The sequence below is a fragment of the Streptomyces sp. NPDC005791 genome (genome assembly GCF_042871485.1).
GTDB lineage: Bacteria > Actinomycetota > Actinomycetes > Streptomycetales > Streptomycetaceae > Streptomyces.
Window position 1 is genome coordinate 79,526 of sequence record NZ_JBIAIP010000013.1, and the last position, 14,507, is coordinate 94,032.

Annotated in this window: 12 protein-coding genes; 7 read left to right on the plus strand and 5 right to left on the minus strand. The window is 71.7% G+C overall.

Going from position 1 to position 14,507, the window contains the following annotated elements:
* Window positions 1-61: 61 nt before the first annotated feature.
* Together ACFYSH_RS24665 and ACFYSH_RS24670 are read right to left on the minus strand one after the other, a co-directional pair.
* A complete protein-coding gene (locus tag ACFYSH_RS24665) occupies window positions 62-2,242 on the minus strand; it encodes a molybdopterin oxidoreductase family protein (RefSeq protein ID WP_388755253.1) in 2,181 nt (726 codons plus the stop codon).
* Between the two features lie 236 nt (window positions 2,243-2,478).
* Entirely contained in the window at window positions 2,479-3,111 is a 633-nt protein-coding gene (locus ACFYSH_RS24670; RefSeq protein ID WP_388755256.1) for a TetR family transcriptional regulator, read from the minus strand.
* A gap of 111 nt (window positions 3,112-3,222) precedes the next feature.
* Here ACFYSH_RS24670 and hmgA point away from each other — a divergent pair, with 111 nt between their 5' ends.
* The 3 genes from hmgA (at window position 3,223) to ACFYSH_RS24685 (ending at window position 6,727) form a co-directional block, all read left to right on the plus strand.
* On the plus strand, window positions 3,223-4,542 hold the full coding sequence (hmgA, locus tag ACFYSH_RS24675) for a homogentisate 1,2-dioxygenase (protein WP_359471000.1): 1,320 nt from the start codon (window positions 3,223-3,225) through the stop codon (window positions 4,540-4,542).
* Window positions 4,543-4,585: 43 nt separating this feature from the next.
* Entirely contained in the window at window positions 4,586-5,359 is a 774-nt protein-coding gene (locus ACFYSH_RS24680) for a GntR family transcriptional regulator (RefSeq protein ID WP_388755258.1), read from the plus strand.
* A 144-nt stretch (window positions 5,360-5,503) separates the two neighbouring features.
* A complete protein-coding gene (locus ACFYSH_RS24685) occupies window positions 5,504-6,727 on the plus strand; it encodes a type ISP restriction/modification enzyme (RefSeq protein ID WP_388755261.1) in 1,224 nt (407 codons plus the stop codon).
* Window positions 6,728-6,963: 236 nt separating this feature from the next.
* Here the strand turns inward: ACFYSH_RS24685 and ACFYSH_RS24690 are convergent, their stop codons facing one another.
* Entirely contained in the window at window positions 6,964-7,227 is a 264-nt protein-coding gene (locus ACFYSH_RS24690) for a hypothetical protein (RefSeq protein WP_351279918.1), read from the minus strand.
* 207 nt (window positions 7,228-7,434) lie between these two features.
* Between ACFYSH_RS24690 and ACFYSH_RS24695 the strand changes: the two genes are divergently transcribed.
* A complete protein-coding gene (locus ACFYSH_RS24695; RefSeq protein ID WP_388755265.1) occupies window positions 7,435-8,532 on the plus strand; it encodes a serine/threonine-protein kinase in 1,098 nt (365 codons plus the stop codon).
* A gap of 66 nt (window positions 8,533-8,598) precedes the next feature.
* Here ACFYSH_RS24695 and ACFYSH_RS24700 read toward each other — a convergent pair whose 3' ends face one another.
* Entirely contained in the window at window positions 8,599-9,408 is an 810-nt protein-coding gene (locus tag ACFYSH_RS24700) for an SGNH/GDSL hydrolase family protein (protein ID WP_359470988.1), read from the minus strand.
* Window positions 9,409-10,347: 939 nt separating this feature from the next.
* On the opposite strand from ACFYSH_RS24700, the gene ACFYSH_RS24705 reads away from it, so the two are divergent.
* The 3 genes from ACFYSH_RS24705 to ACFYSH_RS24715 are packed head-to-tail and all read left to right on the plus strand — an operon-like array spanning window position 10,348 to window position 13,054.
* Entirely contained in the window at window positions 10,348-11,178 is an 831-nt protein-coding gene (locus ACFYSH_RS24705) for a glycosyltransferase family 2 protein (RefSeq protein ID WP_359470985.1), read from the plus strand.
* 23 nt (window positions 11,179-11,201) lie between these two features.
* On the plus strand, window positions 11,202-12,206 hold the full coding sequence (locus ACFYSH_RS24710; protein ID WP_359470982.1) for a glycosyltransferase family 2 protein: 1,005 nt from the start codon (window positions 11,202-11,204) through the stop codon (window positions 12,204-12,206).
* A 56-nt stretch (window positions 12,207-12,262) separates the two neighbouring features.
* Entirely contained in the window at window positions 12,263-13,054 is a 792-nt protein-coding gene (locus ACFYSH_RS24715) for a polysaccharide deacetylase family protein (RefSeq protein ID WP_359471072.1), read from the plus strand.
* 76 nt (window positions 13,055-13,130) lie between these two features.
* Here ACFYSH_RS24715 and ACFYSH_RS24720 read toward each other — a convergent pair whose 3' ends face one another.
* Window positions 13,131-14,399 carry an MFS transporter gene (locus tag ACFYSH_RS24720; protein WP_359470979.1) on the minus strand — a complete coding sequence of 423 codons (1,269 nt, stop codon included), beginning with the start codon at window positions 14,397-14,399 and terminating at the stop codon, window positions 13,131-13,133.
* Between the last annotated feature and the right edge of the window lie 108 nt (window positions 14,400-14,507).

Below are 14,507 nucleotides of genomic sequence, written 5' to 3' on the forward strand. Positions count from 1 at the left end.
GGGGCCCTGAAGCGGCGTTAACAAGATGTTGACGTGTGAGCAATACGAGCAAAACCCCAGGTCAACGACTTGGCGCTATGGAGACGGGGACGGCGTTGAGCACGGCGGTACCGGACAGCGGGTCCAGAAGGGTGCCGTCCAGGAGCTGGTTGACGTTGACGCCCGGCTCCGCTCCGGCGACCGACATGCGCGTGCCGGGGCGGCTGTGACCCCAGCCGTGCGGAAGGCTCACGACCCCGGTACGTACCGCTTCGGTGATCTCGACGGGCGCCTCGACCTCGCCGCCCGCAGCGGTGATCCTGGCCGTGCCGCCTTCGGTGATCCCGATCCGGGCCGCGTCGTCGGGGTGGATCTGCAGGGTGCAGACGTTCGAACCGCCGCGCAGTGAGGCGACGTTGTGCATCCAGCTGTTGTTGGACCGCAGATGACGGCGGCCGACGAGGACGAGTCCGGCGGGCCGTGCGCCGAGCGACGCGCGGAGCCTGGGCAGATCGGCCGCGATCGGCGCCGGGAACAGCTCGATGCGGCCGCTGCGGGTCCTGAGCACCTGCGGAAGGCGTGGCTGCAGCGGGCCGAGGTCGATGCCGTGCGGATGTGCGAGGAGCTGCTCCAGGGTGAGCTCGTACGGGCCGAGGCGCAGCATCAGGTCGAGGCGGCGTTCGGCGCCGGTGCGGCCGGTCAGGCCGTCGGCGAACGACTCGGGGAGCCCTGCCTTGCCGAGCGTCGTGGCGATGACCAGGTCGTCGACGGCCTCGGGCGGGGTGCCGTGCCTGCCGCCGACTGCGAGGACGAGCCGGGCGAGGATCTCGCTCTCGTCCATGCGCCCGTCCTCCAGAGGTACGGCGGGACGGCTGTAGCGGACCTGGTTGCGGACGGCGAGGGAGTTCAGCGCGAAGTCGAAGTGGGCGCTCTGCGAGGGCGGCGGCGGGGGGAGCACGACGTCCGCGTGGCGCGCGGTCTCGTTGAGGTACGGATCGACGCTGATCATGAAGTCGAGGCCGTCGGCGAGTGCCCGGTCCAGCCGGTCCCCGTCGGGGGCGGAGAGCACCGGGTTGCCCGCGATGACGATCAGCGCCCGGATCCGGCCCTCGCCCGGCGTCTCGATCTCCTCGGCGAGTGCGGTGACGGGCAGTTCACCCTTGGCCTCGGGGTGGCCGGAGACGCGGCTCCTCCAGCGGCCGAGGGCGAATCCCTTCCCCGGGGCGGCGGCGCGCGGGGTGCGTGCGGTGGCGGAGAGCGGGAAGAGCGCGCCGCCGGGGCGGTCGAGGTTGCCGGTGAGGATGTTGAGTACGTCGACGAGCCAGCTGGCGAGGGTGCCGTGCTCGACGGTGCAGCTGCCGATGCGCCCGTAGACGGCCGCGGCGGGGGCGGCGGCGAGCTCGCGGGCGATCTCCCGGATGGTGTCCGCGTCCAGGTCGCAGGCGGCGGCCACCGCTTCGGGGGTGAAGTCCGCCATGGCTCCGGCGAGTTCGTCGTACCCGTCGAGGTGCTCGGCGAGCGCCCCGGGATCGGTGAGCTTCTCCTCGACGAGGACCTGGGTGAGCGCGGCGAGCAGCAGGGCGTCGGTGCCGGGCCGGATCGCGGCGTGCCGGTCGGCGAGGCGGGCCGTGCGGGTGCGGCGCGGGTCGATGACGGTGAGGGTGCCGCCGCGCCGGCGGAGCGCCTTGAGTTTGCCGGGGAAGTCGGGGGCGGTGCACAGACTGCCGTTGGACTCCAGCGGGTTGGCGCCGATCAGCAGCAGATGGGCGGTGCGGTCCAGGTCCGGCACGGGGATGGCGTTGGCGTCACCGAAGAGCAGCCCGCTGGAGACGTGCTTGGGCATCTGGTCCAGGGTGCTGGCGGTGAAGACGTTGCGGGTGCCGAGCGCGGACAGCAGCAGCGGCGGGTAGAGCCCGCCGGCCGTCGTGTGCACGTTGGGGTTGCCGAGGAAGACTCCGACGGCCTGCTCGCCGTGTTCCCGGACCAGGGCCGGGATCTTCGCGGCGATCACGTCGAACGCCTCGCTCCAGGAGGCCTCGCGCAGGACGCCGTCCGTGCGGACGAGTGGGGTGCGCAGCCGGTCGGGGTCGGCGTCGAGGCCGCCGAAGGAGGCGCCCTTGGGGCAGATGAAGCCCTTGCTGAAGATGTCCTCGCGGTCACCGCGGGCGCCGGTGACCTCGGTCCCCTCGATGGTGAGGGTGAGTCCGCAGGTCGCCTCGCAGAGCGGGCAGACGCGCAGAGCGGTACGGGATGCGTGGGACATGGGCCCTCCCCGGGGCGGCGGCAGCGGTGGCGCGCGGGTGCGATCCGGCGTCCCGCGGCGCACTCGGCGGGCGCGGGCTCCCGGCGCACCGAGCATACCGACCGGTACGGATGCTGGCGAGACGCCGGAGCCGACCCGTTCCCCACGGCCTCACGGGGCCAGGGCCTTTCGTCCGGATCAGACCGGACCAGGGGCCGGGGCACGAGACCCCGGCATGATCCGAACGAGAGGCGGCCCTACTCGAGGACCCGCGCGAGGTACGCCTGGAGCAGGACCCGGGTCTCCGCTATCAGGTCCGGGTCGCCCGCCGGGTCGGCGCGGAAGGCGAGCTGGAGCAGGGCGTCGGCCGCCTGCACACAGACCAGGACCGTGCGTCTCAGCGTGGCGTCGACGGCGACGGCTCCGTCGGGACCCCGGCCGAGATGGCCGGAGAGCAGCTCCGCCAGACGCCCCGCGACGAGGCGGTTCACCTCCTCGTCGAGCGGGCCGGCGGCGGGCACGGGAGGACCGAAGTCGACGAGGGCGAACCCGGGGACGGAGCGCTTCATCGCCAGGTACTCGTCGAGCACGGCGTCGAGGGCCGCACGCCACTCCCGCTCGGGTATCGCTTCGAGCCGGGCGACGACCCGTCCGGCGTAGACCTCCAGATTGCGCTCGGCCAAGGCGTCGACCAGCGCCCTCTTGTTGGGGAAGAAGCGGTAGACGGAGCCGATGGGCACACCGGCCCGGTCGGCCACCGCCCGGGTGGAGAGCTGCTCGTAGCCGGTCTCGTCGAGCAGCGCGGCTCCGGCGTCGAGGATGCGGGCGAGACGGTCGGCGCTGCGTTGCTGCACGGGGACGCGTCGGAGGTTCGTATGAGCGTGGGACACGGCCCCATCATGCCTGTATGCCGTTGACGGGCCACGTTTCGATTCCTACGGTGATCCATAGGATTCTTCGTCAGGGAATCCACGGGATTCCTCATCCACCGGGAGCACATGGTGAGCGGCATCGAACAGGCGAGGAAAACGGCGGAGGGTCTCCGCCACAGTTCCGGCTTCGGCAACGAGCACAGCACGGAAGCCGTCCCCGGCGCGCTGCCGCACGGCAGGAACTCGCCCCAGCGCGCCCCCCTCGGGCTGTACGCGGAGCAGCTCAGCGGCTCGGCCTTCACCGAGCCCCGCGCGCACAACCGCCGGTCCTGGCTCTACCGGATCCGGCCCTCGGCCGCCCATCCCGCCTTCGTCCGCACCGACAACGGCACCCTGCGCACCGCGCCCTTCACCGAGACGGTCCCCGACCCCAACCGGCTGCGCTGGGACCCGCTCCCCGACCCCGCGCCCGGCACGGACTTCCTGACCGGCCTGTGGACGCTGGGCGGCAACGGCGACGCCACCCAGCGCACCGGCATGGCCGTGCACCTGTACAGCGCGAACTCCTCCATGACGGACCGGGTCTTCAGCGACTCCGACGGCGAGCTCCTGATCGTCCCCGAGCGCGGCGGCCTGCTGCTGCGCACAGAACTGGGCCTGCTGGCCGCCGGTCCCGGCCAGGTCGCGTTGATCCCACGCGGCGTCCGCTTCCGTGTCGAGCTGCTGGACAGCGCCGCCCGGGGCTACGTCTGCGAGAACTACGGCCAGCCCTTCGTCCTGCCGGACCTGGGCCCGATCGGCGCCAACGGACTGGCGAACGCGCGGGACTTCCTGGCACCCGTCGCGGCGTTCGAGGACCGGGAGGGCCCGGTCGAGGTGGTCAACAAGTTCTGCGGGAACCTCTGGTCGGCGACGTACGGCCACTCCCCGCTCGACGTCGTCGCCTGGCACGGCAACCACACGCCGTACGTCTACGACCTGCGCCGCTTCAACGTGATGGGCACGATCAGCTACGACCACCCCGACCCGTCGATCTTCACCGTGCTGACCTCGCCGTCCGACACCCCGGGGCTCGCCGGCGTCGACTTCGTGGTCTTCGCCCCGCGCTGGCTGGTCGGCGAGGACACCTTCCGCCCGCCGTACTTCCACCGCAACGTGATGAGCGAGTACATGGGCCTGATCGAGGGCGCGTACGACGCCAAGGCGGGCGGCTTCGTGCCGGGCGGCGGCTCGCTGCACAACATGATGTCGGCACACGGCCCGGACCGCGCGACCTTCGACCGGGCGAGCGCGGCGGAGCTGAAGCCGCAGAAGATCGACGACGGGCTGGCCTTCATGTTCGAGACCCGCTGGCCGGTCACGGCGACCGCGCAGGCCGCCGGTCCGGACCTGCTCCAGCGCGGATACGACGACGTGTGGCAGGGTCTGAGCCGCAACTTCCGGCCGTGAGACCGCACCGCCGGCCGCTCCGCAGAGAGATCGGGTGAACCGGATGGATCAGGTGAACGAGGCCGGCCGGCCCGGCTTCGCCCCCGACTCCCTGGTGCTGAACCGGAAGCTGCCCCTGTGGTACCAGGTCTCGCAGTCCCTCCGGGCCTCCATACTGGGCCGCCCCCAGGACGCCTCGACGCGGCTGCCCACCGAGGAACAGCTCGCCGCGCACTACGGCGTCAGCGTCCTCACCATGCGCCAGGCGCTCAAGGAGCTGGAGAGCGAGGGGCTGATCAGCAGGCACCGCCGGCGCGGCACGTTCATCGAGCCGCGGGCCCGGCGCGTGTCACCCGTCCGACTGCTGGGTTCGATCGACACGATCGTCGCCCAGCAGTCGGGCGAGCGGACGACCGTGCTCGGCCACGGACGGGCGCCCGTGCCCGGCGATCTGGCCGAGTTCTTCCCGGACTGCCCCGAGGTGGTCCGCTACCGCCGGCTCCGCTGCGACGAGGGGACGGGCGAGCCCACCAACTGGGCGGAGAACGCGGTGCGCCCCGAGATCGCGGCCGGGCTCGACGTGGCCGATCTCGAGCGGTGGCCGATGACCAAGGTGCTGCGCGACGCCATCGGCGTACGGATCTCGCGGATCACCGACACCGTGGAGGCGCGCCTCGCCGACCCCGTCACGGCCGAGCTGCTCCAGATCCCGCTGCTCAGCCCGATCCTGCACTACACCGGCGTGACGTACGACGAGGACGGCACGGTGGTGGACGTGGCACGCATCCGCTACCGGGGCGACCGCTTCTCCTTCTCCGTGACCGTCGACGCGCACTGACGGCGGAGCCGCGGCCGGCGGTCGCCACGGCCACGGGGCGGTCGTCACGACGGCGGTCGGCCACGAGGACGGTCGGTCGTGCGGACGGCGAGCGGTCGTTACCATGCCGGGAGCGGCGGACGTGGCGACGGGGAGGACGGCACGGTGGCAGCACGGGTGGCGGCCGAAGCCGGCGAGGGCGACGCGTTCCCCCTGCTGGACGACCTGATGCCCTGGTCGGTGCGTCCCCTGAGAACGGGGCGCCCCTGGGTGACGGCTCCCGACGCCGCCTCGCTCCGGGCCCGCTGGGACCTGCTGGCGCGGTCGGAAGGCGCCGAGCAGGAGCGGCTGTTCCGGCCCAGCCGCTCCCGTACGCCGCTGACCCCCGCGGCGGCACTGCCGGGCACCTCCACCGGCACGCGTGCGTTCGCCCGCGACCCTGGCCCGTATCCCGAACCGGTGCGCATCCAGCACGGCCCCTTCGACGAACAGTGGCTGATTCCCGACCACCGGCTGCTCGACGCGGCCCGTCCCGAGCTGTGGCGGGTCGCCGACGGACACCAGCTCTACGCCGTCGAGCACGGATACGTGCCCCAGGACAGCGGCCCCGCCCTGTCCGCCACCGCCCTGCTGCCCGACGGGCACTCCCCCGCCGGGCGCCCCGGCCGCATCCGGCCGCTCTACCGGCGGCCGGGCGGACGGGAACCCAATCTCACCCCGGGACTGGCCGCTCTGCTGACCGCCCGGTACGGCGTACCGGTCACCGCCGCAGACGCCCTGGCCTGGACCCTCGCGGCCGCCCTGCCCTCCCCCGCCGGCCCGCTCGTCCCGCTGCCCGCCGACGGCGCGCTGTGGGCACACGGCGTGGAACTCGGCCAGGAGCTGCTGCGGCTCCAGCTGCGCGGGGCGCGCGGCGGGGCGCGCCCCCGCCTGCCCGGCGGCCGGCGCCCTTATGTGCGGGCCGCTGTGCCGCCCCGGCCGGACGGGCTGCGCTACGACGCCGACGAGGAGACGCTCGTCCTCGGCGAGGGACGTGTCTCACCCGTGCCCGCCGGGGCATGGGACTTCCGGGTCGGCGGGGTACGCGTGCTGGAGTTCTGGGTCCAGCGCCGTACGGCGACGGCGGAAGGCCTGGCAGCGGTGGGACCGCGCGGCTGGCCGCAGGAGCGGACCTCGCAGCTGCTGGAACTGATCACCGTCCTGACGCTGCTGACCGGGCTGCGGCCCCGGCAGCAGGCGCTACGGGAACGGCTGGAGCAGGCGGGCACGCTCACCCGGGACGGGCTGCGCTCGGCCGGGGTGCTTCCCGTCCCCGCGTCGGCGCGGCTCCCCGCGTCCGTGCTGGACCATCAGGAGGAGGGGCCGGAGGGGCAGTTCGCTCTGCTGTGAGACGGCGTACCGGGAGCGGACGGGGGCGGTCGAAAGGCCGGCCCTTGGTTCGGGGGCCGGGCGGGCGCCGGTGCCGATGGGTGCTGTACCGACGCCGGGGACGCACCTGGGGAACACACCGACGCAACGCTGCCGGCCCTGGGGATGACGGACGGGCGGAGAGCAGCACTGCGCCGGAACGGAGTGATCTGGACTCGGCCCTGAGCGGAGGGCCGGCCGGTCGTGACAGCCGTCGGTCAGTGGCGGCTGCCGAAGAGCGAACGCCGCAGCCGCCGCAGGGGGGCGAAGAGCGAGACACGCGCGCTCCTGCTCCTGCGGGTGTGCGCGGCGTCGCGCGAGGTGAGTTCGAGCATCAGCAGCGTCGCTTCCGCCGACTCGCGCTGCGGAACGGCGGGGCCGCCCAGCACTGCGAGATGGCGGTCGAGGCGCGAACTGGTCGCTCCACTCCCACATGTGATGGCAGGCACACGCGGCCTGCTGCGCACCGTTATCTGTTCCATGTCACTCCCCACCCGTACGAGGGCACCCGGCCCGGGCAGGTTAACCCTATCGTCCCGCGCTGACACACGTGTATCCCGGCCGCAGGATTGCACACGCGTGTGCGGAGGTTGACGGCCCGTTACCAAACTCTGTCGACCTCAGGGGAGTTGAGTTAGCTTGGAGGGGATTCGTCCGTACTGCGCACAGCTGCTGATGGAGGGTCACCGATGAGCGAGGTCCCGGGCACCGGACGTGTGATCGCGGATCGTTACCGTCTCCAGGACCCGCTGGGCGAGGGCGCGACGGGCATCGTGTGGCGCGCCCGGGACGAGGTACTGGGGCGCGAGGTGGCCGTGAAGGAGGTACGGGTTCCGGCCACCCTGCCCGCCACCGAAGCCGAGCGGCTGCACTCCCGGCTGGAGCGGGAGGTCCGGACGGCGGCCCGCGTCTCGCACCGCAACGCCGTCGCCGTCCATGACGTGGTCAGCCAGGACTCCAGGCCCTGGATCGTCATGGATCTGATCCGCGGGATCGCCCTGTCCGACGCACTGGACGCCGACGGTCCGCTGCCCCCGCGGCGTGCGGCCCGGGTCGGCGCGGAACTGCTCGCGGCACTGCGCGTCGCCCACGAGGCCGGGGTGCTCCACCGCGACGTCAGGCCGGGCAACGTGCTGCTGGCCAACGACGGACGGGTGATGCTGAAGAACTTCGGTATCACCCCGTCCGGCGGATCGCCCGGCCTCATCGGGACGGGTGAACCCATCGGCGCACCGGCATACCTTGCGCCCGAGCGCGCGCTGGGGCGCACGCCGGGGCCTGCATCCGACCTCTGGTCGCTCGGTGTGCTTCTGTACGCCGCCACCGAGGGGCGGGAACCGTTCGGCCGGGGCACTCCGCAGGACACCCTGCGCGCGGTGCGCGAGGAGGAACCGCCATCACCGGGGCGTGCGGGTGCGCTCACCCCGGTCATCGAGGGGCTGCTGCGCAAGGATCCGGCCGAGCGGCTCACCGCCGTGGAGACCGAGCACAGGCTGCGGATCCTGGCCGCGGGCGGGACGGGCTCACCGAGCGGCGGAGCCACCGACCCGTCGCTGCCGCCGCCGGACGGCCCGGCCGCGACGGCCGGGGTGCACGGGATATCCCAACCGGCCGGGGACCGGCCGGAATCCGCCGGGCGCACGAGGCGCACGGGTGTCCTGGTGGCCGTCGGAGCCGCCGTCGCCCTGCTCATCGCCGGAGGTCTCGCCTGGGCCCTGTCGGGCGACGACGACACGGACGAGAGAGGCGGCGGGAAGGCCTCGACGGGCGTCGTCGCGTTCTCGTGAACGTACGGGGAGGAGGCTCCGCGGGGCGGAGCCTCCTCCCCGGCGGCGGGGTCGGAGGCGGGGCGGTCAGGCCTTGGCGTCGAGGACGGGCAGGTAGCCGCCGGACTGCCCGGCGGCGGTCGGGTGGTAGGACTCCCCGATGTTCAGCCAGTTCACGCTGTGCAGCCAGGCGCTGCCCGAGCAGATCTCGTGCCCGGTGAAGGTCGAGGTGACGTCGCCGAAGGTGAAGCCGTGATCTGCCGCCCGCTTGGCGGTGGCGGCGTTGAGGTGGTCGGCGGCGCCGTTGATGGCGGAGCGTTCCTTCTCGCTGAGACCGGCGACACAGCCACCGCCCAGCTTGTAGAAGCGGGGGTATCCGAGGACGACGACGTGGGCCGAGGGTGCTTTGGCGCTGATCGCCGCGTACACGGAGTCCAGCTTGCCGGGGAGGGTCGAGTCGACGTAGGCGCGGGCGGTGGCGATCCGGCTCAGACAGGTGGCCTCGGACTGCAGGACACAGGTGGTCATGACATCGGCGAAACCCGCGTCGTTGCCGCCGACGGAGAGCGAGACGAGATCGGTGGCGGAGTTCAGAGGACCGAGCTGACCGGCCGTGACATCGCCCGTCCTGGCCCCCGAGCACGCGGTGAAGGCGAACGAGGCGGGACTGTTGGCCGCCTTCCACAGGGCGGGATACGCGCGGGTGCTGCGCTTGCAGTCGCCGCTCGCACTGTCGTAACCGCCGGCACCGACACCCGACGAGTAGGAGTCACCCAGGGCGACGTAGTCGACGGACTGTGCGGATTCCTGAGCCTGGGCGACCCCCGCACCGGTCAGAGCGAGAACGGTACCGAGCAGGAGAGAGGACGAGAACGCCACGAGTCTGGACATTTTCATGGAACCTCCTTGGGCAGGATCTCTGCCTGCTCCGTGGTAGCAGTACCGACCCGGGTTCCGGAAGTGTGCATGCCAATACCTGCAACGGCGTCTCCCTGACGCCCCCCTGGCGGCGCGTCACACCGAAATCCGGCATCCTGCACACCGGGGTGCATAGTCGCCTATACGGATCATCACGTGCGAGACGGGGACAGTCAGGACAGAGGCGCTGACCGTTCCGGCGGGCGGAGCGGTCGCGGTGGCCGGAGTGGGCGTCGTACCGGCACTCGCCGGATTCGTTTCACCCCTGCGCACCCCCTTCACGCTCTTCCACCTCTTCGCGACCCCGGCCGCCGCACTGTACGCCTGGCCGCCGGGACTGGACCGGCTCACCGCCTCGGCCGCCGGGGCACTCGTGGTCAAACTCCTGGTGGCGCACACCATGTCGGCACCGAACGCCGGGTCCGCACGGAATTACGTCCTGCCCGTTTCCGTTTCCGCGCCGATCATCCATCTTCCAGCACATGCCTCGAAAACCTCGGAGACCCCGAGGACCCCAAAAGCCCCGGGCGCGCCAGGAACCAGGAATGGCCAATTCCGTGGCCGTATGTGACAGTTCCGTCAAAGTCCGAAAAGGACGAGACGTCATCGCATGTCTTGTCATACAGTTCCCCTCGTCAATACCGTTGGTGATCAGCCCGTAACGGTCCATCACGCATGCGGCTCCAGGGGAGGGCTCAGGCAGCCGCGGTGGATACCGGAGCGGGGCACGGTAGGGGGGTGCCGTGTTCAACGGCCGGGCTCGTTCGAGCCGGTCGTCGCGCGGCCAGTTGTGCCAGCTCATCCAGCCAGCTCGGAGTGCCATGCCGTCATGGCCGGGGTGAGAGCCCCCCTTTCGAACCGGACCTTATGCGGACAGCCCGGGGGCGGGCCGTCCACCGGACGAGAGGGTAAACACTCATGAGTTCAGTCCTGCCTTCCTCGATCAGACCTGCCGTCGAAGAGACCGAAGCCGTTCGAATAGAGAACGAATACCGGCCGATCTCTTCCCATCTCGCCATAGCGCCGCCGGTAAGTGTCGTGATCCCCGCCATGAACGAGGCGGAGAATCTTCCCTATGTGTTCAAGACCCTGCCCGACTGGATTCATGAAGTCGTGCTCGTGGACGGCAATTCGACCGACGACACCGTCCGGGTCGCCCGTGAACTCCGGCCGGACGTCGTGGTCGTCAAACAGGTCGGCAAGGGCAAGGGGGACGCCCTGATCAGTGGCTTCGCCGCCTGCACCGGCGAGATCATCGTGATGGTCGACGCGGACGGCTCGGCGGACGGTGAGGAGATCGTCAGCTACGTCTCCGCCCTGGTCGGCGGCGCCGACTTCGCCAAGGGGTCGCGCTTCGCCAACGGCGGCGGCACGGACGACATGACGCCCGTCCGCAAGCTCGGCAACTGGGCGCTCTGCGCGGTGGTCAACCGCAAGTTCGGGGCCCGCTACACCGACCTCTGCTACGGCTACAACGCCTTCTGGAAGCACTGCCTGGACAGGATCACCCTGGACTGCACCGGCTTCGAGATCGAGACCCTGATGAACATCCGGGTGGTCAAGGCCGGCCTCAGGGTCCAGGAGGTGCCCAGCCACGAGTACAACCGCATCCACGGCGTCAGCAATCTCAGCGCCGTACGGGACGGGCTCCGTGTGCTCAGGGTGATCCTCACGGAGAAGCGGGTGCGCCGCGGCGGGCGCCGGGTGACGGCCGTGCCCGCCGTCATCGGCCGGGGGCAGGTGCTGTGAGCTCACGGCCGGCGACGGACTCCGTGAGCTCACGCGGCTTCTCCGTCGTCATCTGTGCCTACACCGAGGAGCGCTGGGACGACATCCTCGAGGCCGTCGCCTCGGTCCGCGCACAGTCCCTGCCGGCGGAGGAGATCCTGCTGGTGGTGGATCACAATCCGGTGCTGCTGCGCCGACTGGCCAAGGAATACGGGGACCGTCCTGGGGTGCGGGTGCTCGCGAACGCGGGCCCCCGCGGCCTCTCGGCCGGCCGCAACACGGGTATCGCCGCCGCCCGTGGCACGGTCGTCGCCTTCCTCGACGACGACGCGGTGGCCGAGCGGGACTGGCTGCGCCACTTCGACAAGGGCTACGACGATCCGCGGGTGATGGCCGTCGGCGGCCGGACCCTGCCCTCATGGGCCTCGGGCCGCAGGCCGGTCTGGTTCCCGGAGGAGTTCGACTGGGTGGTCGGATGCACCTACCTGGGGCTGCCGTCCGGCACCGCCCGGGTCCGCAACGTCCTCGGCGGCAACGCGTCGTTCCGGCGTACGGCGTTCGACGCGGCGGGCGGCTTCGCCACCGGCATCGGGCGGGACGGCGACAAGCGGCCGCTGGGCGGTGAGGAGACCGAGCTCTGCATCCGGCTGAGCCGCGCACTCCCCCACGCCGTCCTGCTGATCGACGACCGTGCCGTGATCCACCACAAGGTCCCCGGGGTACGGGAGCGCTTCGGCTATTTCCGTACCCGTACGTACGCCGAAGGGCTCTCCAAGGCGCTCGTCGCCCGCAGCGTCGGTGCGGACAGGGGACTCGAGTCCGAGCGCCGCTACACCACCCGGGTCCTCCCGGCCGGAGTCCTGCGGGGTGTACGGGACTTCCTGCTCGGCCGTCCCGGCGGAGCAGGCCGCGCCGGCGCCGTCGTGACGGGGGTGCTGGCGGCGGCGGCCGGCTACGCGGTGGGGAGCGTACGGGTCCGGCGTGACGGCGCGTCCTTCGCCGTACCGGCGATCGAACCGGCGGCGGGCGCTCCTGAGGAGGTGCGGTGAGCGAAAGGAGCCCGGTGAGCGTCGATGGCGCGGGGAGCGGCGCCGTGCCGATCCTGATGTACCACGCCGTCGGCCACCGCCCGGCCGACGGCGCGTACGGCCTCTCCGTGTCACCCGGCGCCTTCCGTACACAGATGGAGATCCTGGCCCGGCGCGGCTTCACCCCGCTCACCACGGCCGCGCTGGGTGAGAGCTGGCGCACGGGGCGGCCCCTGCCGCCCCGGCCGGTGCTGATCACGTTCGACGACGGTTACGAGGGAGTGCACCGGCATGCCCTGCCGGAGCTCGCCGAGCACGGTTTCGCGGCCACCGTCTTCGTGACCACCGGCTGGCTGCGCGGGGCGTACGACGAGGGCGGCGCCCTGGACACCATGCTCGACTGGGGTCAGGTGCGCGAACTCGCCTCCGTCGGAGTGGAGATAGGGGGCCACAGTCACACCCACCCGCAACTGGACCAGCTCGACGATGCGGTCCTGCGGGCCGAGACCGTGCGGTGCCGGGAGATCGTCGAGGCCGAAATGGGCGCTCCCCCGGTGTCCTTCGCCTATCCCTACGGCTACTCCACCCGCCGGGTGCGGCAGTCGGTGCGGGCGGCGGGCTTCGCGCAGTCACTCGCCGTCGGCAACGCCCTGGCACGCCGGCGCCAGGGCCCGTACGCCCTGGAGCGGGTGACCGTCCGCCGGAGCACCGGCCCCGCCGAGTTCGCGCGGCTCGTCGAGGGCCGGGCGGTCGCCCGGGCCTTCGGGGTGGACCGGGCGCTCACCAAGGGGTTCGCCGTCGTACGGGGCGCGCGCCGCACGCGCCGCGCCTTCGGTGGCTCCGGGCCGGCAGCCGGCTCGATCCGCTGAAGAAGTGCCGGGCTCACTCGCGGGCGCGGGCCACGTGCCCGTCCGGTGAGCCCGGCCTGCCGTACGGCGGACCGCGTCAGGCCTTGGCGACCTCGGATTTGCTCCGAACCGCGGGCTGCGCCGGGTAGGCGACGGCCTCGGCCGGCAGCGCGCGCTCGACACGCAGCAGCATCAGGCCACCCAGCAACGCGGTGGTCGCGACCACCAGCCAGGGCAGTCGGCCGTCGAAGGCCACGAGCAGGGTGAACACGGTGGGAGCCAGGTTGTAGGCGAGTGACCAGGAGAGCTGGTACGCCGCCATGTAGCGCCCGCGCAGATCCTGTGGGGCCGCGGACTGGGACAACGCCCCCGAGGACGGACCGTGCACCAGCTCGCCCGCGGTGACGATGACGACGGACGCGATCAGGCCGGTCATCATCAGCACCACGCTCTCGGGTCGGACGGTGCCCAGCAGCACCTGTCCGAGGAACCCGATCACGAACAGGGCCGCGCCCATGGCCGCTGCGCGGTTACGCGTCGCGAAGCGCCTCCGCACGAGGGCCGCGACCGGCACACCGAGGGTGGCGCAGAGCACGGTGTTGACCATGAAGGCGCTCCCTGTCAGCCCCTCGGGCAGTTTCAGCCAGTCGACGGCGAAGACGGGTAGCAGCACGCTGAGTGAGGCGTACCCGAGAGCCACGAAGAAGTTCGCCAGAGTGAGCGTCAGGAACGGACGGTCCTTGGCGATGAGCAGGTAACCCCCGCGGTTGTCCGCCTTGTTGCGCACGACATGCGGGCTCGGGGGGGTGCGGAGGGCCAGCAGCGCCGCGAAGAGGAAGCTGGCGGCGTTCAGCCAGGCGGCGATGACGTACCCCGAGCTGCCGGCCGTGGCGATGAGCAGGGAGGCGACCATGGCCCCGGCTCCGAGGCCGGCGTTGCTGAGGCTCCGCGTGAGGGCCTGCATCCTCTCCCGGTCCTCGTTGTCGACGAGTTCGGCGAGCCGGGCCTGCTGGGTGCCGGGGAACGCCCTGGTCCCGACGGCGGTGACCAGCGCCAGCACGGCGAAGGAAACCAGCCCGTGGGCCAGCGGGTACAGGGCGAAGCCGACTCCGCGCAGCGTGTAGAGGAAGAGCTGCATCCTCTTGGCACCGAAGCGGTCGACCGCAGCACCGGCCACGGGCAGCGCGGCCATGGCTATCAGCCCCGTGACCGTGAGTACCATCCCGATCAGAGGAAGTGACAGCCGGGTTACATTCTGAAAGAACACCAGACTGAATGGGATGTACATCCCCGAGCCCAGTGCGTCGATGGCGATTCCCGTGACCAGGGCACGTTCGCCCGGGAAACGGGGGCGTAGGAAGGACAAAAGGGTCTCCAGGGATAGGTCAACAGCCCATGAGACTAGGGCCTCGCGTTCCGATCGGGACGGCGTGCGAGCTCGCCCTGATCCAAACGGAAGACCTTAGCGCCCCGA

What these genes read in the sequence shown, in the direction of transcription:
- ACFYSH_RS24665 (WP_388755253.1), bottom strand. Translation starts at nt 2,242, where the DNA reads ATGTCCCACGCATCCCGTACCGCTCTGCGCGTCTGCCCGCTCTGCGAG.
- ACFYSH_RS24680 (WP_388755258.1), top strand. Translation starts at nt 4,586, where the DNA reads ATGGATCAGGTGAACGAGGCCGGCCGGCCCGGCTTCGCCCCCGACTCC.
- ACFYSH_RS24690 (WP_351279918.1), bottom strand. Translation starts at nt 7,227, where the DNA reads ATGGAACAGATAACGGTGCGCAGCAGGCCGCGTGTGCCTGCCATCACA.
- ACFYSH_RS24695 (WP_388755265.1), top strand. Translation starts at nt 7,435, where the DNA reads ATGAGCGAGGTCCCGGGCACCGGACGTGTGATCGCGGATCGTTACCGT.
- ACFYSH_RS24700 (WP_359470988.1), bottom strand. Translation starts at nt 9,408, where the DNA reads ATGAAAATGTCCAGACTCGTGGCGTTCTCGTCCTCTCTCCTGCTCGGT.
- ACFYSH_RS24705 (WP_359470985.1), top strand. Translation starts at nt 10,348, where the DNA reads ATGAGTTCAGTCCTGCCTTCCTCGATCAGACCTGCCGTCGAAGAGACC.
- ACFYSH_RS24715 (WP_359471072.1), top strand. Translation starts at nt 12,263, where the DNA reads ATGTACCACGCCGTCGGCCACCGCCCGGCCGACGGCGCGTACGGCCTC.